Origin of the sequence: Pandoraea oxalativorans, from assembly GCF_000972785.3 — a bacterium.
Lineage (GTDB): Bacteria > Pseudomonadota > Gammaproteobacteria > Burkholderiales > Burkholderiaceae > Pandoraea > Pandoraea oxalativorans.
The window spans coordinates 5332213-5353546 of sequence record NZ_CP011253.3; the positions used below are offsets into that span (position 1 = coordinate 5332213).

Sequence of the window (21334 nt, forward strand, 5' to 3'; positions counted from 1 at the left end):
GCGCGTATCGATGTTGTTTGTTCTGGATGGAATGCCCGCGTGGGCGTGCGACACGCATCGCGCTCATTGGGGCGACGCGTCTGAAGACGCCTGCAAGACGACCCGCCGGCGAATGAAACTCTGCGGCTTGGCGGGGGAGACCGTCGCGGGTACGGCCGTGTCTTGAAAGCGCGTAGTTTACCATGCGCCCTTGCCCAAGTCAGTCGACATCGCGCCCGGACGAACCGGTACACTGACGGCACCCCGTGACGGCACCCTGTTCCTCACCCGTGCCCAGCGCCCGTCCATCCCGTGCCCATCTCATGCGATTCGACCTGACCGATCTGCGTCTTTGCCTGCTGGTGGCCGAAGCTGGCAGCATCACCGGCGGCGCCGAGCGCGCGCATCTCACACTGGCCTCTGCCAGCGCCCGAATTCGCGGCCTTGAGGAGACGCTGGGCGTAGCCCTCTTCATGCGCCATCCTCAGGGCGTCGTGCCCACCCCCGCCGGACGCGCGCTGCTTGCGCACGCGCGTCGTGTGCTGCTCCAGATCGAGCAGATGCGCGGCGAACTCGGCGAGTACGCCGCTGGCCTCAAGGGCAATGTGCGCGTCGCGTCCAACACGGTCGCCATGTCCGAATTCCTGCCCGATCTGCTGGGCGCGTTCCTCACCGAGCATCCCAATGTGGAAATCGCACTGCGCGAGCAGACGAGCCCCGCCGTCGTGCAGGCCGTGCTCGAAGGCGCGGCAGACATCGGTGTGGTATCCGACTGGATTGAGTTGACAGGGCTGGAGACGGTACCGTTCCGGCAGGACCGTCTGGTCATCGTGACGCCGCCGGCACACGCCCTGGCGGCGCGCGATGGCGCGGCGTTTGCCGACGTGCTCGACGCGGAGTTCATCGGTCTGCCCGCACAAAGCGCGCTGGCCGAACACATCGACGGTCATGCGAGACGTGCGGGACGCGCCCTGCACTACCGGCTGCGCCTGCGCGACTTCGACAGCCTGTGCCGCGCGGTGGCGACGGGCGCTGCACTGGGCATCGTTCCGTTGAGCGCCGCCCATCGCTCGGCCGCTACGCTCGACATCGGCATCGTGCCGCTGGTCGACCCGTGGGCGCTGCGTACGCTGGTGTTGTGCGTGCGCGAACGCGACGCCCTGCCGGTCTATGCACGCCAGTTGCTCGAACACCTGCAAGCGCCGCCCGTCGACATCACCCGCGCCAACGAAAACGGCACGACGTAATGGTCGTGCCGTTCGTTTTTGCCTGACGCCCCTTTGCTACCGAGCGTCCCTGGCAACGTTACATCGCCGCCGGGCGCGATGCGCCGCGTCCGCGCAGCAATGCGTACAGAATGATCGCGCCGAACGTCGCGCAACCGATACCGCCCAGCGAGAAGCTGCCGAACTTCAGCGTGAAGTCGCCTGCGCCCAGCACCAGCGTCACGGCCGCGACGATCAGGTTGCGGTTGTCCGAGAAGTCGACCTTGTTCTGCACCCAGATGCGCGCACCGGCCACCGTAATCAGACCGAACACCACAATCGATACGCCACCCAGCACCGGCCCCGGAATCGTCTGGATCACGGCGCCGAACTTCGGCGAGAAGCCCAGCACCAGCGCCAGCACGGCCGCGACCGCGAACACCAGCGTCGAGTAGATCTTCGTCACGGCCATCACGCCGATGTTCTCGGCATACGTCGTCACCCCCGTGCCGCCAACGCTGCCCGACACGATGGTCGCCAGCCCGTCACCGAGGAACGCGCGCCCCATGTAACGGTCGAGGTTCTGCCCCGTCATGGCGCTCACGGCCTTGATGTGTCCCAGATTCTCAGCCACCAGAATGATGGCGATGGGCGCGAGCAGCACCATCGCTTCCGGCTTGAACACCGGCGCGGCAAAGTGCGGCAGACCGAACCACGCGGCGTTGGCCACGACTGCGAAGTCGATCGGCTTGCCCATGCCCATGCCGTTCGTCAGCACGGCGTAGAGCACGTAGGCGAGCAGCAGGCCGACCAGAATCAGCAACCGCTGCACCATGCCGCGTGCGAACACGGCCACAAGGCCCACGCACAGCACCGTCGCCAGCGCCATCCACGTGTCGAACGGGGTCGCCGAGACGCCCTTGACCGCGACCGGCGCCAGGTTCAGGCCGATCACCGCAACGACCGCGCCCGTCACGACCGGCGGCATGAGCGCTTCGATCCAGCGCGTGCCGACGACCATCACGATCAGGCCGATGATCGCGTAAAGCACCCCGCACGCAATGATCCCGCCGAGCGCCACGGGAATGTTCAGGTTCGGACCGCTGCCCGCATAGCCCGTCACCGAAATGACCAGTCCGATGAACGCGAAGCTGGAGCCGAGATAGCTGGGAACGCGGCCGCCGACGAGCACGAAGAACAGCAACGTGCCGATGCCCGACATGAAGATCGCGAGATTCGGATCGAAGCCCATGAGCAACGGGGCCAGCACGGTCGAGCCGAACATGGCGACCACGTGCTGCACGCCCATCGCGATGGTCTGCGGCCACGGCAACCGCTCGTCGGGGGCGATCACGCGCCCGGCGGCGGTGTCCTGCGGTTGCCACTTCGGAAAGTAACCCTCGGCCATATCGATCTTCTCCTGTCTGTCGTGCCGTATCGTGTGGTCCCTATCGTATTCGTCGCACGCTAACGCACTTAGCACGCTAAGTGCGTGAGGCGATAGGGAAAAACTGGCCGCAGTGTACGGAGCGCCCGCCGGGAAGGCAAGGCGAGAAAGCGCGGATACCCCGTGCTTGCCCGATGCGTTGGAACGGCACGACAGACGGCGGGCCCGCGCGTCCGGCCGGACGAGCGTCAACGTCGTCAGCGCTTCGCGAGTCCCTGCAAGATGACGTCTGCCAGCGCGGTGTAGTTGCCGTCGAAATGGTGCCCGCCGGGCATCTTCACGATCTGCACCCGTTTGGGGTCCAGTCCCGGACAGTTGCTGTCGTCCTCGTCCGCCCCGTAGATGCACATGGCCATGCCGTCGGGCAGACGCTCCACCTCGGGCCGGATCGGCAGCCCGTTCTGGCTCGACATCACCCAATTGGTCATGCGGAACTCGAAATCGGCCTTCTGACCGAGGCCCATGAGCACCAGCAGGCCCACGCGCTCACGCGCCAGCGGCGGCATCCGGTTGACCATGAACGGCAGCACGTCGGCGCCCTGCGAGTAGCCGATCAGGATCGCGCGCTTCTTGTTCCAGCGGGTCTGATAGAAGCGCATGAGACGGTCGATGTCGAGGGCACCGGACGCCGGCGTGCGCGCCGACCAGAAGTACCGCAGCGAATCGACGCCCACGACGGGAATGCCATGCGCGGAAAGCGCCCCGGCGACATCGCGATCGAGTCCGGCCCAGCCGCCGTCGCCCGACATCAGAATGGCGAAGGTATCCGCCAGATTCGCGGCAGGCTTGCCCGTCGCCGGCACCTCGATCACGGGCAAATCGGCGACGGCCGCAGGCGGTCGCGCCGTGCCTGCCACGTGATGCGCATTCAGACGCCGGAACGCATTCTTGTACTGCGTCACCCAATCCGCCAGCACCGGTGTGGACGACGCGCCGGTCGCCGAGGCGGACGTCGTACCGCTCGTATCCATCGCCCCGAGACTGCCCGCCAGCCCGCCCACGAGCCAGTTGGAATTCGGCGTACGCGCGGCGAACTCCTGCGCGACGTGGTTCGAGCAGCGCGGTGCGCGCGCCGGACCGGCAGGACCGCCCGAGGGGCCGCCCATCGCCAGCCACGGGGCGCTCATCACCGGCGCAGGCAGCAAGCGCATCGGTGCGCCGCCCGGCGTATGGGTGATGCCGCGTCCGAAATGCACGCCTTCGCCCTGACACAGCGGACGGGACATCGGCAGCACCGGACAGAAGTCGACGGACAACGCGCCGGAGAACGTATCGCTACCGGCCTGCGCCAACATGGCGTACGCGAACGTGCCGCCCACCCCGTCGCCCACGAGAATCGGCGGGGTGTAGCCCGGCAGTTTGACGGCGGCCTCGACCCATCGGCCGAAGTTGTCGAGATCGCCCGCCGCGTAGACGCACGCGATATCGTCCTTGGTGTAGTTCGCCATCAATCGCGCGGTGTCGATGCCCGCGACCAGCGCGCCGGTGTCGGCCAGCGCGCGGGCCATGCGCTCGGCGCGCGGCGTCCAGCCGTCGTCGTCGGAGAAAAACAGCACCGTCGCGTTGGGTTCGCCTTCCGGCCGGAAGATGGGAACGCTCTCGAAGCGGCCGTGCGTCATGATCTCCGGGGCAGCGCCGCCCGTGCCTGCACTGCGGAAGGCGGCAGCGCCGGCCGCCGCAGCCGCCGCCTGTGGCATGACCGGTGCGGCGACGCTCGACGCCGCGGCGGGCGATTGCGCCACCGGTCCGGCCTTCGGCGCGGGCTTGAGAACGTTCAACGGATTACCACGTTGCTCTGCGGTCTTCGACGTCTGCGCTATCGCGGAGAAAGCGCACAGGGTCAACGTCAGCGCCAGCGCCGCTGCATAGCAAGCGGCACGCATGGGCTGCCCTTGCTTCACGCTGTGGATCACCGATTCCGCACGCCTGCCGTCGCTCTTGCCATCCATCGCCATCGCGCTCCCTGTCATTTCGTAATCATCCCTTTCCAGCCACCGCCCACGAGCGCGGCAACGTCGGCCAACGTCAGCATGGGGGCAATGCCGCCCGGTGTCATCAGATAGCGCGCCTCCCATTGCGGATCGAACTTGTCCTTGAAGCTGCGCAGTCCCCGGAAGTTGTAGAAGCGCGCACCGTGCGCGAACATCATCCGCCCGAAGCGGTGCCAGCGCGGCGCAAGCTGATGCGTCTCCATGCCCGACATCGGCGCCATACCCAGACCGAAGCGTTGATAGCCCTGCGCCTTGAAATGCAGCATCAGCTTCGCGAAGAGGAAGTCCATCGTGCCCGGCGGCGAATCGGGCACCTGACGCATCAGATCGATGCTCGCTTCGATGCGCTGCACGTCGGGACACATCAGCGTGGCGAACGCGACGAGCCGGTCTTCGCGACGCACGAGCGCCACCGGCTGGCGCGCGACGTACGCATCGTCGAACGCCCCCAGCGAAAAGCCCTTCTCGCGCGTGTGCTGACGCGCAAGCCACGCGTTCGACACAAGCCGCATCTCCGCCAGATGGGACGCAACGTCTTCCGGCGGCACGATCTCCAACGTCAGTCCCTCACGCTCGCCGCGTGTCACGCCATGACGCAGATTCGCGCGACGCGCGCCCTGCAGGCCGAACTCCGGCAGCGAGACGAACGCCTCCTCACCCAGCTTGTAGGCGCGCAGTCCTGCGTCGATGTAGAGCGGCAACGCTTGCGGACGCGTCTTGTAGAACGCCGCGCGACCGCCGTGCGCATCGGCCAGTTCGATGAACCGCCAGATCAGCTCCGGCCACTCCTTCTGATCGCCCACCGGGTCGGAGAGCGACACCCACGAGCGGCGATGCTTCGCGTACATGATGAACGCGTTGCCCGACGGCGAGAACAGAAAGCTCTTGTCACCCATGAGCGCGAGACACGCGTCGGCGGCGGGTTGTTTGCGGATGATGGCCTTCGCGCGCGCCAGTTCGTCTTCCGTCGCGGGCACCATCGCGCCCGGCGATTGGCGCAGCAGTTGCCACAGCGACAACCCCAGTCCGATCACGGCGACGACCATCAGCGCGCGCATCGAGCGTGGCGCGTCGCCGTCGAACGTGAATTGCCACCAGAGTTGATTCGCGTAGCCAACGCGCCGGTACGACATGAACATCAGCCACGTACACGCGCCGAGCACCGACAGCACGGCGATGATCCAGCCCGGTTCGAACGATTGCGTGAACAGCGACGAGCGCCGGTCGAACTGCTTGCGCGAGACGAGCAGCAGGGTCGCGAGCACGGCCAGCACGAAGAATTCCGACAACGCGATGCCCTTCGGAATCGCCAGCACGGCAGCGATGACGGTCAGGCCCAGCGAGCCCCACCACGCCGCGTCGAGCCGGTGCAGCAGACCGCGTGCAAGGAACAGCATCGACAGCCCCGCCACACTGCCCAGCAGGTGCGACACCTCCACGAGGAACAGCGGCACATGGCGTCGCAGGAAGTCTTCGGCATCGCGCGTTGCAGGCGTCACCCCCGAGATCAGCAGCATCACACCGGCCACGAGCGTGAGTGCCGCGAGCAAGCCGGGGAAGAGACGTACGGCGGCGCGTCCGATCGGGGCGGCCGGCCCCTGCCGCAATTCGAACGCCGCGAGCAGGCACGCCGCGAAGATCAGCGGCAGCAGATAGTAGATGCCGCGATACAGCACCAGTGCCCCTGCGACCTGACTGATCGGTGCGTGGCCGTTCGTCGCCAGCAGAATCACCGCTTCGAACACCCCGACGCCGCCCGGCACGTGGCTAAGCACGCCCAGCGCCATGGCGATGGCATAGAAGACGACGAACGTCGGCAGATCCACCACACCGGCGGGCAGCAGGCACCAGAGTGCGGCGGCGGCCATGCTGAGGTCGGCGGCGGAAATCACCAACTGACGCAACGCAAGGCGCAGCGGCGGCAACGGCATCGACCAGCGCCCGAAGATCGCGACCGAGCGTTTGCGCGCGCACAGCACGAGGAACGCGGCGGCGCCCGCCAGTAGCAGCACGGCGAACGCTTGCAACATCCACGCAGGAATCGGCACCAGCGCCGACACGCGCGACGCGCCCCACAACATCCCCAGCGAGCCGAACACCGTCATCCCGAGCCCGAACGCCCCGGCGTTGAAGGCGACGGCCTGTGCGACCTTCGATGCATCGACGCCCGCCGCCGCGTACATCCGCATGCGCACCGTGCCGCCCGTCAGCACACCGAGACCGACGGAGTTGCCCAGCGCATAGGCGATGAACGACGTCAGCACGACGGTCGAGCGCTTCACCTTCGCCCCGGCGAACGCCAGGCCCGAGACATCGTAGCCGGTGAGCGCGGCGTAACTCGCCAACGTTGCCAACATGGCAAGCACGAGGCGCGTCACCGGCGTGGCGTGAATGGCGGCGATCACGTTGTCGTAATGCACGTGTCGCAACATGTGATGCAGCGCGTCGAAGACGAACAGGCCGAGCAGCAACACCCCCGCGACGATCAGCCACGGGCGGGCAGCGCTCCACGGAAACCGTCTGATCAGGCGGATCGGCGCGGGCAAGGCCTGCCAAGCGGCCTCGACGGGCGAAGCAGAGGAGGAACTGGGGGATTCTGGCGGGTCGCCGTCACGCCCGCCAGCGGCAGAGGCCGCAGCGCTGGGTCCGGCAGTGGCCGGGGAAAGCGCCACAGGAGAAGCTGGATCGGCGGGCCGGCTCGGGCGCGCACGGGACGGTTCAGTCATGTTTCGGTCGTTCCTTCGGCCGGCACGACGTCATCGGGACGCCGCCCTCACGGCCTGTGGGCGAGTCGGAGCCTGTCAGTCTTAAGAGATAGCTTACACCGCGATACGTAACAGGTCTTGTCGGTGCCGCACTGACAAAGCACGCATTTACCGTGCCGAAATGCCCACGATGCACCGTCAGACGGGCGTCTGCCGCCGATGCTTTGCGTTATGAGGGAGTTTTGGCAGCGCAATATCGGTGACGTTCGCTGTGCAGCGCCCGTCGCGCGGGGCTGCACCCGGCCGATTGCATTCCTCTATCGCAAGAAATGCGCGATATCTGCAACTTAATGTAAAATGCGCAGGTTTTGCTGGGTATTTACCCGAAGTTTTTCCTACACTTCGATTTCGAACATCGCCGCAAAGCGGCACGTGCGCACTCCGAACCATTCCGACTCCGAAGAGAGTCGATTCGCGGTTCGAAGTTTTGTGCGCGGGGGGAGTTAAGTAATGAACGTCGAACGGCATAGCCGTCCGGCAGGGGCACGCAATACCGCGCAATCGGTCATGCCGGGCGACTGGCATGCCGTGGCGCACGCCATGGGGCGCACCGGCGCATCTGCACGCCGGGTTGTCCTGACCATCCTGCTGGGCACTGCCACGTTGATGACGGCGGGCCATACGCTCGCCCAAACACCGTCGAATGCGCCATCGAATGCGGCGGCCTCATCGGCCACCGCAATCACCAACACCACCGGCGCGGTCGTCGCCTTGCCGTCATCGGGCGCGGTCACGCCGATCAAGCCCGCCGTGCCGATCGGTCAGACGACCATCGCGCAGGGTATCGCGCAGCTCAAAGAGCGCTACAACCTCTCGCACGTCTGGCTGCGCACCGAGTCGGACGGTGGCGTCGCGCTCGAAGCCGCCACGCCGGGCGACGAAGTCCAGCAGTTGCTGCCCGTCGCGAGCCTGTCGAAGTCGGTGACGGCGATCGGCATCGCCTTGCTGGTGCAGCAAGGCAAGTTGTCGCTCGACGCCAGACTCAGCGACCTGCTCACCGAATACGCCAAGGCCCACGGCAAGCCGCTCGACCCGTCATTGCGCGAGCTGACGGTACGACGCCTGCTCGCCCATCGCGCAGGCCTGGCGACGAACGGCTTCAACGATCCGGTCAATGGCCTGTTCAGCGGGCTGGCGATTCGTCGTGTGGGCGGCAGCGCCGACTTCTTCAACTATCTGGATGCGGGTGAAGCCAGCCATTCGACGGGCCGCTCCGACTTCGTCTATTCGAACGTCTCGTACCTGTTGCTCGGGATGGTGATCGAGGCGGTGTCCGGCGAGGATTACAAGGACTTCTGCGAGAAGCACATCTTCGCGCCGCTGGGCGTAGCGGATGCGAAGCTGCCCGAAAGCTGGCGCCTGCTTGCGCCGTTCGCGGGCTGGCAGATGTCGACGGGCGCGTTGCTCAAGGTGTGGCGCGTGTTCGACGTGCGCCACCCGAGTCTGCTCACGGAGAAGACGCTGCGCGCTTTGTTGCTTGATAAGCAGTCGGGGCCGGTGAACTCGGATCGCGATGTCTATTACACGCTTGGTGTGTTCCTGCTGCCGGGGGCCGGGGATCGAAGCTATCGCGTCAGTCACGACGGTATTGCCGACTTCTTCCGCACGCAGTCGACCTATTACACCGTGGTGGAGAAGACCGTGCCGGGCGACAGTTGGGCGCTGGTGGTCTCGCCGATTCCGCCGCGCGGCCAGTTCGGCGCGCTGCAGCGCGACGCGCGGCGCATCATTCGACAGGCGCGTCTGGTGCCTTGAGGGAGGGCTCGGCGACGGCGGCGTGGCCGAGATCCGCGCGATCTGCAATATCTGCGCGCGTGGCGAGATCGGAGAAGTCGCACGCATACGTCCCCGCAATCAGGCCGCGTTTCTGCGATGCGCTCAGTTGCTTGATGCGGTACTCGGCACGCGAGGCCGTCGACCGGTCGGAAAACGACAGTGAGAGCAACACACGCGACGGCGGATAGGCCCGCGTGAAGCGCGCCCCCTTGCCTGCCACATGCGCCGCGTAACGCGCCTCCACGTCGACCGTGATCCCCGTGTAAATGCGTCCACCGGCACACTCCAGCAAATAGAGATACCAGGGCTTCGGTGCGGCGACGGTCATGACTTCGTTTGATTCCAACGTCTGAGTTTGCTTCTGAAGGATGCGCGTATTGTAGTCGCACCATTCCAAAGACCGAACCATGTAAGATCGCTGTTCTGGCCCATCATCAAAACGACAAGCGCCATGAACGAAACGGTTTCGTCGGAGACATTGCACGCCTCGAATCTCTTGCGTCGCGAACGATTGCGCGCCCGGTTGCGGGCGCTCGGCGGTTACGCCGCCTTCGTGCTTCTCGCGCTGGCGCTATGGGCTGCAAGTCATGGAAGCACCACGCTCGGGCTATCGCCCACGGCAGCGCAAGCGGCAGTCCTCGTGCTCTTTACCATCGGCGCGTGGGCGTTCGGTCTGTTCCCCGAACCCGTCACTACGCTGACCTTCTTCCTGCTCGCAACGCTCCTACATGTCGCGAAGCCGGAAGTCATCTTTGCCGGTTTCCACTCCGCCGCATGGTGGCTCGTCTTCGGCGGCGCAGTCACCGGGCTTGCCGTGCGCACGACCGGGCTCGGTTCACGGCTCGCGTCCACGGTGTTCGCGCTCAAGCGTCCGACATACCCGCGCTATGTCGCGTCCGTCATGGTGGCCGCCGTCGGTCTCGCTTTCGTGATGCCCTCGACCACCGGGCGCATTCTGCTGCTCATCCCCATCGTGCTCGCGCTCGCGGATCGCATCGGTCTCACTGAAGGACGACGCGGACGCACCGGTCTCGTGATGATGGTCGCCGCCGCGAGCTACATGCCGCCGACCACGATCCTCCCTGCGAACATTCCGAACAGCGTGCTGATGGGCGCAGCCGACTCCTTCTATGGCGTGAAGCTGCACTACGCGCCGTACCTGCTGCTCCACTTCCCCGTGCTCGGCGCCCTCAAGGCAGTCATTCTCGTATGGGTCGTCTGTCGTCTGTTCCCGGACGACGGTCCGCTGACGAACACGTCCACCACCACCGCGCCACCACTCACCGCCGACGCGCGCCATCTGTCCATTCTGCTGGCACTCGCGCTGGCAGGCTTTGCGACGGACGCATGGCACAGCATCTCGCCCGCGTGGATCTCCGTGGCCGCCGCGATCATTTGTCTGTTGCCCGCGATTCATATCGTGACGCCGAAGACCTTCACCGACCAGATGCAGATCACGCCGCTCATCTACGTCGCGGGGTTCCTCGGCGTGGGCGCCGTCGTTGCGGATAGCGGACTGGGAGAGAAAGTTGCGCGATTGTGTCTGGATGCCGTGGGCATGGTGCCCGGCACGCCAGTCACCAATGCGGCGTGGCTCATCGCCATCGGCGCGGCCATCGGGCTTGTGGCGACCCTGCCCGGCCTGCCCGCCGTACTCACACCGCTCGCGGGCCAGCTCTCCACGGCGAGCGGGCTGCCGCTCTACACCGTCCTGATGCTTCAGGTGCCGGTGTTCTCCACCGTGTTGTTGCCGTATCAAAGCCCGCCGATGATGATCGCGATGCACCTCGGCGGCGTGGGCATGCGAGACGGCACACGGCTGACCGTCGTGATGACAGTCATCTCACTGGTGCTGCTCTTCCCGTTGGATTACGTGTGGTGGCGTGTGCTCGGCATGTTGCCGTAAGCCGCCGGAGACGAGGAGGAAGAAGAAGAGGACGCGTTGCGAGCCGCCATGTGACGCGTCGGAAGCCCCTGATGATCGCGGCAGAACACCAGCCAGCGATCGCCGTCTTCGTCGCGCCAGAACGCGCCCTCCCGCTCCAGAATCACACCCAGCCGAAGCCGCATGTCGCGCAGATGCGCGTCGCTCACGCCGGGCAGAATCATTCCGCGCACGTAGCTCAGATGCGGCACCGTTCGCAACAACGTGCGGATCAACTGACAGAATCGCCTCACCGCCTGATCGCTCGAGCGCGCGTCGGCATCGAGCCGGAAATCGACGATGGTCAGCACGTAGCCCGCAGCGACTTTGTCCAGACGATGACAAAGCGACAACTCGCCGTTCTCGACGCGTTGCCCCAGGGTGATGTGCATGCGTTCGCAGACTTCCGCGCGCGCCGTGAAACGGTGAGTTCTGAAAAATGCCGCAACGGCGCGCTCGCAGACTGTCATGGATGGGTCACTGGATGCGTTAGCGGATGGCTTCGTAAAGTTTGGTGAGATGTTGCCCCGCCAGGCCGTACAACTGACGCGTGACGTCGCGCAATTCAGCGCTCGCCGCATCGATACGCTGACGCAAACGATCGTTGCTCTTGCGCGTCTCGTCGGTCAGGCCGGTCGCGAATTCGCCGACCACCTCGTTGTCACGCCCCCGGTTCGACAGATCGGCGGCCGCGAACTCGAACGCCGGTTTGCCGAACTGCCCGACGCCGCTCACCACACCCCCGAACATCTGACCGATCTCCATCTTGTCGCGCATGCCGTAGCGTGCGCCGATCACACTGCCGCCGAGCGACATGACGCCCGTGAAGAGCGATCCGCCGGCGGAGGTCATCGCCGCGTCGTAGTGCTTCTTGTTGGCCCGGTATTTCTCGTCGCGCGCCGCCACACCCCTTGCGAACAGCATCACGTCGTGCCGCGTGCGGTACGACTGATCGGTGTTGCGCTCGCCCACGCGAATTTCCATCATCAGCTTTACCAGTTGCATGAGCGTCACCAGTCCGTCGACGGCACGTCCGCCGCGATCCGGCATCTGCCTATCCGACACCCACGCCCCGCGCTCACTCTGCGCCGTGGTTTGCCACGGCTTCGTCGTTGCAATGCCCGTCATTTGCGTTTCCCTTTGCATGTCCATTTTCGGAAGACGCGGCCAAAGCCGCGTCGAATATCGATAACGCGCACGCCGCTCACGCCATCGAGGCGGCGATGCGAATGCGCACAGCGCCCGTCTTCGTCACGGCGTCGCTGGCAGACGCGGCGATCTCGCCCTGCTGCGCCGACAACGTCTCCATGCGCTTGGCGACACGCTTCTTGTCGTCGCCGTTGAGTTCCATCAGAAACTGCAACCACATCATTTCCGTGCCCATATCGCGCGCCTGGCGCTGAAGCTTCGCGCGCTGGATGCCGATCGCGCCCGCCGTGATCTCCCGCGCACCGACCACGCCACCGCGTATCACGCCCGAGAGCGACCACATGCCGCGCACAATGGCACGACGTCCCTGGGCCCCGATCTGCCGACTAAACGACTTCGTGACATCGGCCGCCGTCACGCGTGCGCCCTTGGCGACTTGCTTGCCCGTCGACTTCACCACGCTGTCGAACGACCGGGACACCATGCGCTCGACCATCTGCTGCGTGAATTGCTCGGCCATGCGGTTGAAGCCGCGTTTGGCGAGATTGCGCGCGGTGCGCGTGCCGTTCTGCGCGAGCGACTTGCCGACGCGTTTGCCGACTTCCGTACCGACCTGATACGAGACCTCCGAGACCACGCGCTGTTTGATCGCGCCGATCGCAGCGTCGTCACCGGCCTTCACGGCCTTCGTGAGCGCTTCGCCCGCCCCGCCCTTCATCACGCGCGTAGCGGCCTTCGTCACCGAGCGCGAAACCATGAATCCGCGCACCGACGTACCGAAGCCGACAACCATCCCAAGCGCCTGAAACGCCATCTGCGCGTAGCCCCACTTCGTGGCTTCCGCCTCGTACTTCTCGGCATTCTTCGGATCGACGAGCGCCATCGTCTTGTAGACCGCAGCACCGATGCCGGCGACGCCCGCGCCAACGTCCGCGATGCCACCCGCAATCATCAGCGGGTTCATCGTCAGCACACCGGTCACGACCTTGACGGCGCCGACAACGACATCGACGGCCGCCACGATCCAGTCGAAGATCACCCCGAAGATGCCTCCCTTGCGCGCCTTGTCGGCGTCTTTCGTAGCGGCGTCCATCTGCTCGCGGAATTTTTGCAGGTCTTCCTGCCGCAGCTTGTCCTGACGCTCAGCGAGCAGTTCCAATGCCTTCTGCGTCGACTTCGCCGTGTCGCCCATCGCCTGCATCGAGATCATCGACGCGACCATCACGAGCGTGGACGGATCGAGTTTTTCGAGACTCGCAAGATCGGTCACGCCGAACGACGACGGGGGATTCATACCGTCCGCCGCCATCGCACCGCCCAGCGAATACAGGCGCTGCAGCAAGCGGGCGAACGCACTTTCCGCCTCTTGCCACGCCCCTGTGTCGACGTCGTCGGGAAGAAAGTCTTCCGACGCGAGCCAATCGTCCGACCGCTTGTCGTTTCGCACGGTCTGCGGTGCGCACGAGTGCAGCCGCTGCCTCGTGGGTTCATGAACATCACCCAGGGATGACGGACGGTATGCCGCGCCGATTGCGCCAATCACAGTCATAGGTTTCCTTTCCATGAAGAAGTTGACAGGGCGTCGCACCGGGCGCGCGCCGAATGTGCGAGCTTGCGATGTTGCGTGCTCTCGCCGCAGAGCCGTAGCGTCGCGCGGTACGCCTTCGTTGCAAAAGGCGCATTACCCACGCTCTCGTAACTCATGCCCGCCAGATACGAGGGGCGAGGGTCCGCCGCGCGAATCACACCGGCCTTGGCGAAGCACGGCAGCGCGTCGTCATGCTGACCGAGCCGCTGGTAGCACAGCCCAAGACCGAACCAGTCGTCGAACGACCATGGGTCGAGCGTGGCGAGCATGAAGTAGACGCGCTGCGCGGCCGCGATCTCGCCCTCCTTGAAGCGTTGGAGCGCATACGCACGAACGCATGCCAGATCGCTTTCGTCGAGATCCGCCAGCATGCGCAGCGCGCCACCTCGCTCGAAGAAGCGCGAGAAGATCGCCGCCGTGTCGGCGGCTGACGCGTCGTGCGCCTCACTCGCCAGCGACGAGGATGTCGATGAAGATGAATTCACGAGCGCATCGAACCGTTGATCTGATTGAGCTGCTGCCCGCGCGAACTGATGATCGTGTTGGCGAGCGTCGAGACGCCGTTGTATTCCTGAAGGAACTTGTTGATTTCGATGTTCTCGATGGTGCGGCTGTCGGTCGCCTCTTCACCCCGGCTGTCGGCCGCCGCCTTGAGCGCACGCAGATGGTCCGCGCGGTAGTCGCCCAACGACCCCGACGGTCCCGCATAACCGTCCTCGCCGACCTTCTTGCTGCGCGACTCCCAGTCCTTCAGCGTCTTCTTCGCGCCGCTGTCGTCGATGGTGATCCTGAGGTCGTGCTTGTCGAAGAATTCGCGGATACCGTCGCCGACTTTGGTCGTCGCCGTCGTGCTGGTGCCGAGCTTGTTGATGAGCGTTTCGATCTGGTTCGCCACATCGCGCGCTTCGCGGCCGTGCGCCTGACGCGCACGCATCGAGTCGATCTTTCGCTTGGCGTCGCCGCCGCTGGCTTGCATGAGCATGGCGGCGTGCGCAAGCAGGAGCGAATGAATGTCGACGGTGCGCGCGGACGTCAGCGTGACGTCCGGCGAGACCTGCTGCGAGGCCGACGCGGCGTAGCGATAGGCGTTCGATTGGATGGAAGTCATGGGGTCGTTCCTGAATTCGATATGAAGGGGGCAGAGATGAGACGTCAAGTGAAAGACGGTCGTCAGAGGCTGGCGGTGATCTTGCTCATGATGTCGCGCAACTTGGCGGTGACCGCGTTGCTCAACGTCAGCGCGTTCTCGTAGCGCGACAGAAACTGCTTGAGTTCGATCTGCTCGACGGTGGCCGACTCGCTCGCGCCCGACGCCATCGACTGCACACCGGCGCTGAGGCTGTCCAGGGCAGCGGCGCCGAGCGCGCCCGACGCCTGCGATGTCGACATCAGCGAGTGGCGCACCGCGAAGTCGCGCAATCCGTCCGGCAGCGACACCGTGGTCTCACTGGCGCGCAAGCGCCGCTGCATCTCGTCAATCGACGTCAGCCAGCCGCGCGCATCGCGAGCGTTCGCCGAACGGGCGCGCGCATTGCCTAGCCATTCGTCGACGCTCGCCCGCAAGCCGTCCATCTGCTCGCTTGCGCGTTGCATCGCGCTCAACAACGGGTTGTCGCCTGCGCGGCTTTGCGACGCGGAACGCGCACCCTGCACAAACACGCCGCCCAATCGCGGCGCGTCGTTAGTTTCGAGGGTTCGGTAGATCATGTCGCCCCCGTCACGCGCAGGTCCGATGCATCGCGCGACCACGCGCCGGGGCTCGCGCTGCTTCGTCATCCGTCGCAGGCACCTCGGCATTCAGCCGTTCGATCACACCGGCCAGAGCGACAGCCATGCGTTCGATCTCGCGCGCTTCCCGCTGAAACGCTTCGCTGTCGAGCAGGGCGTCGAGCCGGGCGAGCTTGTCCGCCGCCTGCGGTGTACCTGCCTTTTCCATCCGCTCGATCTCGTCGAGTACCGTCTGATAGTCGAGCGTCTGACGCGCCAGCTTGCGACCGGCCATCTGGATCTCGCCACACGCCCGCTCGTACTGTGCGAGCAGCGCGTCAGGGTCATGCGTGCCGGGGGGTGGGGAAGAGGACGCTGCCTCGGTGGCGTTCTGAGCGTTCGGCTCTTGGGGTGTTGCGGACATCTGGGACATTTCAGGGCACCTCCGTACGTTTCGTAGCCGTTGTCATTTACGACATCGGCATCGTACGGAGAGCCTCATGGTGCGCCTTTGCAAAGCCCGCCATCTCTTCCGGGAACCGGTCTCACTTCAGTCATTTCCCAGTGACGAAGCGGTTACGCGCATCGCGTTGCACGATGCGCGGCCCCTTATCCGGCGGGGCATTCCGGCCATACGACATTAGATCGAGCCTTCGGCTTCACATCTTCCCGAAGCCGCCGCCTCCCGGCGTCTCCACGACAAAGATGTCGCCCGGCTGCATCTGCGTGCGTCCGATGTGTGCCAATTCCTCGCGCGATCCGTCTACGCGCTCAACGTAGTTGGCACCCAACGCGCCGGTCCCGCCGCCTTGCGCCCCGAACGGTGCGTGCACACGATTGTTGGACAGAATCGACGCGGTCATCGGTGTGAGGAAGCGAATGCGTCGCACCGCGCCGTTACCGCCTTGCCAGCGTCCGCTGCCGCCCGACCCCACGCGAATGCGATGGCTCTCAAGACGCACCGGATAGCGCCACTCCAGCACTTCCGGATCGGTCAGACGGGAGTTCGTCATGTGCGTCTGCACAGCATCCGAACCGTTGAAGCCATTGCCCGCCCCGCTGCCGCCCGAGATGGTTTCGTAGTACTGGTAGGTCTCGTTGCCGAAGGTGAAGTTGTTCATCGTGCCCTGACTTGAGGCCACGCTGCCGAGTGCGCCGTAAAGCGCGTTGGTGATCGCCGACGACGTCTCCACGTTGCCCGACACCACCGCCGCCGGATACACGGGGTTGAGCATCGACCCCTGCGGCACGATCACCGTAAGCGGTTTCAGACAGCCCGCGTTGAGCGGGATGTCGTCGTCCACAAGCGTGCGGAAGACATACAGCACCGCCGCCATGCACACCGCACGCGGCGCGTTGAAGTTGTTCGGCAACTGCGCCGACGTGCCGGTGAAATCGATGGTGGCGCTTCGCGACGCCCGATCGACACGAATCGTCACGTCGATGACCGCACCGTTGTCGAGCGGATAACGGTAGTGCCCGTCGCCCAGCGCCCCGATCACGCGACGCACCGCCGCTTCGGCGTTGTCCTGCACGTGCCCCATGTACGCGAGCACGACGTCGCGCCCGAAGTCGTTCACCATGCGACGCAGTTCGTCCACGCCCTTCTGGTTCGCCGCGACCTGCGCGCGCAGATCGGCCATGTTCTGGTCGACGTTGCGCGCCGAGTAGCGAGCCCCGCCGAGCAGCTCGCGTGTCTCACGGTCGCGCAGTTCGCCTGCGGCCACGAGCTGCCAGTTGTCGATCAGGACCCCCTCCTCTTCGACGTGCGTCGAATCCGGCGGCATCGAACCCGGCGTGATCCCGCCGATATCCGCGTGATGGCCGCGCGAGCCGACGTAGAACAGCGGCTCCGCCGCACGCGCACCGGATGCACCGTCGTCATCTTTCACGAACACCGGCGTGATCACCGTGACGTCCGGCAGATGCGTACCTCCGTGATACGGGTCGTTGAGCATGAAGACGTCGCCCTCGCGCATCCGTCCGCGATTGCGCTCGATCACCGTCTTGATGCTCTCGCCCATCGATCCCAGATGCACCGGCATGTGCGGTGCGTTGGCGATGAGGTTGCCGTCACGGTCGAACAGCGCGCAGGAGAAGTCCAGACGCTCCTTGATGTTGACCGAGTACGCAGTGTTTTGCAGACGCAGCCCCATCTGCTCGGCAATCGACATGAAGAGGTTGTTGAAGATTTCGAGGCGCACGGGATCCGCTTGCGTGCCCAGCCCGCGCTGCGTCTCGCGGGGCACCACGCGCGTGAGCACGAGATTGCCCTGCCCCGTCATCTGGGCCTGCCAGCCCGGCTCGACGACCGTCGTGCCGCTCTTCTCCGCAACGATGGCGGGACCGTCGAGGGTGTCGCCCGCGAGCAAGGTGTCGCGCTCGAACAGCGCCGCATCGTGCCACGTACCGGCGGCGTACAGCTTCACCCGATCGATGGCTTGCGGCGCGCCGGACGTGCGTGCTTCGAGCGGTGCGATGTCGACCGGCGCGTCCGACAGTCCGATGGCCTCGACCGAGGCCACTTCGACGATCAGCGCCGCCCCGTCCATCAGGAACGAGTAGCGCTGACGGTACGCGGCTTCGAACGCGTCGCGCATTTGCGCCACGCTGCCGAACGGCACGGCGATGGCCGAGTCCGTGCCCGCATAACGCACGTGCACGCGACGCACCGTCTCGATACGCGATGGCGGTACGCCCTGCGACAGGAGTGCGTTCACGGCGTCGTCGGCCAGCGCACCGAGGGCGTCTTCGAGGGCCACAAGACCGTCGTCGGCCAGCGGCGCTTCGATCATGCGTTCGCGCATCGCCGTCTGATCGGCCAGACCCATGCCGTAGGCCGACAGCACGCCCGCGAGCGGATGGGCGAAGACCTTGGTCATACCGAGCGCATCGGCCACGCCGCACGCATGCTGACCGCCCGCGCCGCCGAACGTCGTCAGCACATAGCGACTCACGTCGTGGCCGCGCTGCACGGAGATTTTCTTGATGGCGTTGGCCATCGCGCCGATGGCGATGTCGAGGAAACCCTCGGCGAGCGCTTCGGGGGTCTGACGGCGTCCCGTCGCCTTCTCGATCTCGTCGGCCAGTGCCGTGAACTTCGCGACCACGACGTCGCGATCGAGCGGTTCGTTGGCGTGCGGACCGAAGACCTTCGGGAAGTGCGCGGGCTGGATCTTGCCGAGCATGACGTTGCAGTCCGTGACCGCGAGCGGGCCACCGCGACGATATGCGGCCGGACCGGGGTTCGCACCCGCCGACTCCGGGCCTACGCGCAGACGCGTGCCGTCGAACGACAACACCGAGCCGCCCCCCGCCGCCACCGTGTGAATGCTCATCATCGGTGCGCGCATGCGCACCCCGGCGACCTGCGTCTCGAACACGCGCTCGAACTCGCCGTTGTAGTGGGAGACGTCCGTCGACGTGCCGCCCATGTCGAAACCGATCACCCGCTCAAAGCCCGCAGCGCTCGACGCACGCACCATGCCGACGATGCCGCCAGCCGGACCGGAGAGAATCGCGTCCTTGCCCTGGAAGTTGTCGGCGCGCGTGAGGCCACCGCTGCTCTGCATGAATTGCAGATTCACACCCGGCATTTCCTTCGCCACCTGCTCGACGTAACGCCGCAGGATCGGCGACAGATACGCGTCCACCACGGTGGTATCGCCGCGCGAGACCAGCTTCATCAGCGGCGAAACTTCATGTGAGACGGACACTTGTGTGAAGCCGATGTCGCGCGCCATCGCGGCGAGCGTCTTCTCGTGTGTCTGATAGCGATAGCCATGCATCAGCACGATGGCGATTGCGCGAATGCCCTTCGCGTACAGCGCTTCGAGCGCGCTACGCGCAGCGACGACATCCAGCTCGCGAACGACATCGCCGTGCGCACCGACACGCTCGTCGATTTCCACGACGTCGGCGTACAGCGCTTCAGGCAGCGCGATGTCGAGATCGAACAGTCGCGGACGATTCTGATACGCGATGCGCAGCGCGTCGCGAAAGCCGTGCGTGGTCACGAGCGCCAGCGGTTCGCCCTTGCGTTCGAGCAAGGCGTTGGTTGCCACTGTCGTGCCCATCTTCACCATATCCACGAGATCGGGCGTGATCGGCTCGCCAGCGCTCAGCCCCAGCAGGTGACGGATGCCCGCGACGGCGGCGTCGCGGTACTGCTCGGGGTTCTCCGAGAGCAACTTGCGTGTGACGAGCGTGCCGTCCGGGCGACGCGCCACGATGTCGGTAAAGGTGCCGCCACGGTCGATCCAGAACTGCCAGCGCGATGCGGTCTGATGCGCAGGCGCGCGGTTTTGGGCAGAAGGCGTGAGAGCGTTCGTCATGATGTCATTCGCAAAACAGAGGGGTGTCAATCGGGGGAGAGCCAGCGAGAGGCAAGCGCGTGGCGAGGGCGGGCGGCGCAGCGTGCACCACCCGCCCTCCGTCAGTCGATTAGTGCGAGGTGGTTTCGAGCGATTCGAGTTCGCGACCGCGTGTCTCAGGCAGCGTGAGGGCTGCGATGATCAGCACGCCGTAGGCCACACCGGCGAAGATGCCGATGGTCGTGCCCAGACCGTATTCCTTCGAGAGCATGCCGATCAGGAACGGGAACAGTGCGCCGACGGCACGGCCGACGTTGTAGCAGAAGCCTTGTCCGGAGCCGCGAACCCGCGTGGGGAACAACTCGGTCAGGAACGCGCCCATGCCGCTGAAGATGCCCGACGCGAAGAAACCGAGCGGGAAGCCGAGCCAGAACATCGCGCTGTCGGTCAGCGGCAGCGAGGTGTACGAGAACGCGATCACCATCGAGCCCACAGCGAACAGAATGAAGTTCGGCTTACGGCCCAGACGATCCGTCAGATACGAGCTCGCGAGATAGCCGACCCACGAACCGAAGATGATCATCGCGAGATAGCCGCCGGTGCCCATCACGGTGAGGTGGCGCTCCGTCTTCAGGAACGTCGGCAGCCAGGTCGTGATGGCGTAGTAGCCGCCTTGTGCGCCGGTCGTCAGCAATGCGGCGCGGATCGTCGTGGAGAGCAGCGCCGGGCTGAAGATGGCGGTCAGACCGGGCGCGTCTTCCGACTTTTCCTGCTTGGCCTTCTCCTTCTCGTACACCTCCGGCTCCTGCACATAGCGACGGATGAACAGCACGAGCAGTGCAGGCAGCAGCCCGATCAGGAACAGCGCACGCCACGCCAGCTCGCCCGGCATCAACGAGAAGAGCACCGAGTAGAGGATAGCCGTCAGTCCCCAGCCAATGGCCCAGCCCGATTGCACGAGGCCAACGGCTTTGCCGCGATCGCGGGCGCGGATGACTTCACCGATGAGCACGGCGCCCGCCGTCCATTCGCCACCGAAGCCGAAGCCCATGAGCGCACGCGCGGCGAGCAGTTGATGGTAGTTCTGCGCGAGTCCGCACAGCCCGGTGAACACGGCGAACCACAGCACGGTGAGTTGTAGCGTGCGTACGCGGCCGATGCGATCCGAGAGAACGCCTGCGACCCAGCCGCCAAGGGCCGAGGCGAGCAGCGTGAGCGTGCCGATGAAGCCCGCGTCGGCGAGGCTGATGCCCCACGTGGCGATCAGCGTCGGGATGACGAAGCTCAGCATCTGGGTGTCCATGCCGTCGAGCATGTAGCCGACCTTGCAGCTCCAGAACGCGCGCTTTTCGCGCGGTGTGGCGTCGCCGTACCAGCCGAACAGGCTTCCGCCGGCTTCGGTGGAGGAATCTGTCCCGACGGGGGGCGCGAGAGGGGTTTTGCTTTCCATGAGAAAAAGGCTCCGGTGATGTCCTGACTTGCCGTGTGAT

Annotated in this window: 16 protein-coding genes; 3 read left to right on the forward strand and 13 right to left on the reverse strand. The window is 65.5% G+C overall.

Going from position 1 to position 21334, the window contains the following annotated elements:
• Positions 1-302: 302 nt before the first annotated feature.
• Complete coding sequence (locus MB84_RS23585; RefSeq protein WP_046290096.1) at positions 303-1226, forward strand: LysR family transcriptional regulator; 924 nt, start codon at positions 303-305, stop codon at positions 1224-1226.
• 58 nt (positions 1227-1284) lie between these two features.
• Here MB84_RS23585 and MB84_RS23590 read toward each other — a convergent pair whose 3' ends face one another.
• The 3 genes from MB84_RS23590 to mprF all read right to left on the reverse strand — a co-directional run bounded on the left by MB84_RS23590 (position 1285) and on the right by mprF (position 7348).
• Positions 1285-2592 carry a solute carrier family 23 protein gene (locus tag MB84_RS23590; protein WP_046290097.1) on the reverse strand — a complete coding sequence of 436 codons (1308 nt, stop codon included), beginning with the start codon at positions 2590-2592 and terminating at the stop codon, positions 1285-1287.
• A gap of 236 nt (positions 2593-2828) precedes the next feature.
• Positions 2829-4601 carry a virulence factor family protein gene (locus MB84_RS23595; protein WP_211279326.1) on the reverse strand — a complete coding sequence of 591 codons (1773 nt, stop codon included), beginning with the start codon at positions 4599-4601 and terminating at the stop codon, positions 2829-2831.
• Complete coding sequence (gene mprF, locus MB84_RS23600) at positions 4598-7348, reverse strand: bifunctional lysylphosphatidylglycerol flippase/synthetase MprF (RefSeq protein WP_084009948.1); 2751 nt, start codon at positions 7346-7348, stop codon at positions 4598-4600. Before mprF ends, MB84_RS23595 begins: the two co-directional genes overlap by 4 nt.
• A gap of 489 nt (positions 7349-7837) precedes the next feature.
• Between mprF and MB84_RS23605 the strand changes: the two genes are divergently transcribed.
• A complete protein-coding gene (locus MB84_RS23605) occupies positions 7838-9142 on the forward strand; it encodes a serine hydrolase domain-containing protein (RefSeq protein ID WP_046290098.1) in 1305 nt (434 codons plus the stop codon).
• On the opposite strand, the gene MB84_RS23610 is transcribed toward MB84_RS23605, so the two are convergent.
• Positions 9114-9491: a GIY-YIG nuclease family protein gene (locus MB84_RS23610; RefSeq protein WP_084010089.1), complete on the reverse strand. Its 378-nt coding sequence runs from the start codon at positions 9489-9491 to the stop codon at positions 9114-9116. The genes MB84_RS23605 and MB84_RS23610 overlap by 29 nt on opposite strands.
• Positions 9492-9614: 123 nt before the next feature.
• Here MB84_RS23610 and MB84_RS23615 point away from each other — a divergent pair, with 123 nt between their 5' ends.
• Positions 9615-11069: an SLC13 family permease gene (locus MB84_RS23615; RefSeq protein ID WP_046290099.1), complete on the forward strand. Its 1455-nt coding sequence runs from the start codon at positions 9615-9617 to the stop codon at positions 11067-11069.
• On the opposite strand, the gene MB84_RS23620 is transcribed toward MB84_RS23615, so the two are convergent.
• The 9 genes from MB84_RS23620 to MB84_RS23660 form a co-directional block, all read right to left on the reverse strand.
• Positions 11033-11479, reverse strand: a complete 447-nt coding sequence (locus MB84_RS23620; protein WP_157122829.1) for a hypothetical protein — start codon at positions 11477-11479, stop codon at positions 11033-11035. The genes MB84_RS23615 and MB84_RS23620 overlap by 37 nt on opposite strands.
• Before the next feature lie 97 nt (positions 11480-11576).
• Positions 11577-12215 carry a hypothetical protein gene (locus tag MB84_RS23625; protein WP_046290100.1) on the reverse strand — a complete coding sequence of 213 codons (639 nt, stop codon included), beginning with the start codon at positions 12213-12215 and terminating at the stop codon, positions 11577-11579.
• Positions 12216-12291: 76 nt separating this feature from the next.
• Entirely contained in the window at positions 12292-13683 is a 1392-nt protein-coding gene (gene sctE / locus MB84_RS23630; RefSeq protein ID WP_169835038.1) for a type III secretion system translocon subunit SseC family protein, read from the reverse strand.
• Between the two features lie 98 nt (positions 13684-13781).
• Entirely contained in the window at positions 13782-14309 is a 528-nt protein-coding gene (locus MB84_RS23635) for a CesD/SycD/LcrH family type III secretion system chaperone (protein ID WP_084009950.1), read from the reverse strand.
• Positions 14306-14932, reverse strand: coding sequence for a hypothetical protein (locus tag MB84_RS23640; RefSeq protein WP_046290102.1), 627 nt, complete (start codon positions 14930-14932; stop codon positions 14306-14308). The genes MB84_RS23635 and MB84_RS23640 overlap by 4 nt, the downstream gene beginning before the upstream one ends.
• Positions 14933-14994: 62 nt before the next feature.
• A complete protein-coding gene (locus MB84_RS23645; RefSeq protein WP_046290103.1) occupies positions 14995-15531 on the reverse strand; it encodes a hypothetical protein in 537 nt (178 codons plus the stop codon).
• A gap of 10 nt (positions 15532-15541) precedes the next feature.
• Positions 15542-15964, reverse strand: coding sequence for a hypothetical protein (locus MB84_RS23650; RefSeq protein ID WP_157122830.1), 423 nt, complete (start codon positions 15962-15964; stop codon positions 15542-15544).
• Between the two features lie 226 nt (positions 15965-16190).
• Positions 16191-19865 carry a hydantoinase B/oxoprolinase family protein gene (locus MB84_RS23655; protein WP_046290105.1) on the reverse strand — a complete coding sequence of 1225 codons (3675 nt, stop codon included), beginning with the start codon at positions 19863-19865 and terminating at the stop codon, positions 16191-16193.
• Positions 19866-19974: 109 nt separating this feature from the next.
• Positions 19975-21294, reverse strand: a complete 1320-nt coding sequence (locus tag MB84_RS23660; protein WP_046290106.1) for an MFS transporter — start codon at positions 21292-21294, stop codon at positions 19975-19977.
• Positions 21295-21334 lie beyond the last annotated feature (40 nt).

Coding starts and splice junctions, on each gene's coding strand:
- MB84_RS23585 (WP_046290096.1), top strand. CDS start 303: ATGCGATTCGACCTGACCGATCTGCGTCTTTGCCTGCTGGTGGCCGAA.
- MB84_RS23590 (WP_046290097.1), bottom strand. CDS start 2,592: ATGGCCGAGGGTTACTTTCCGAAGTGGCAACCGCAGGACACCGCCGCC.
- MB84_RS23595 (WP_211279326.1), bottom strand. CDS start 4,601: ATGACAGGGAGCGCGATGGCGATGGATGGCAAGAGCGACGGCAGGCGT.
- mprF (WP_084009948.1), bottom strand. CDS start 7,348: ATGACTGAACCGTCCCGTGCGCGCCCGAGCCGGCCCGCCGATCCAGCT.
- MB84_RS23605 (WP_046290098.1), top strand. CDS start 7,838: ATGAACGTCGAACGGCATAGCCGTCCGGCAGGGGCACGCAATACCGCG.
- MB84_RS23610 (WP_084010089.1), bottom strand. CDS start 9,491: ATGACCGTCGCCGCACCGAAGCCCTGGTATCTCTATTTGCTGGAGTGT.
- MB84_RS23615 (WP_046290099.1), top strand. CDS start 9,615: ATGAACGAAACGGTTTCGTCGGAGACATTGCACGCCTCGAATCTCTTG.
- MB84_RS23620 (WP_157122829.1), bottom strand. CDS start 11,479: ATGCACATCACCCTGGGGCAACGCGTCGAGAACGGCGAGTTGTCGCTT.
- MB84_RS23625 (WP_046290100.1), bottom strand. CDS start 12,215: ATGACGGGCATTGCAACGACGAAGCCGTGGCAAACCACGGCGCAGAGT.
- MB84_RS23640 (WP_046290102.1), bottom strand. CDS start 14,932: ATGACTTCCATCCAATCGAACGCCTATCGCTACGCCGCGTCGGCCTCG.
- MB84_RS23645 (WP_046290103.1), bottom strand. CDS start 15,531: ATGATCTACCGAACCCTCGAAACTAACGACGCGCCGCGATTGGGCGGC.
- MB84_RS23650 (WP_157122830.1), bottom strand. CDS start 15,964: ATGTCCCAGATGTCCGCAACACCCCAAGAGCCGAACGCTCAGAACGCC.
- MB84_RS23655 (WP_046290105.1), bottom strand. CDS start 19,865: ATGACGAACGCTCTCACGCCTTCTGCCCAAAACCGCGCGCCTGCGCAT.
- MB84_RS23660 (WP_046290106.1), bottom strand. CDS start 21,294: ATGGAAAGCAAAACCCCTCTCGCGCCCCCCGTCGGGACAGATTCCTCC.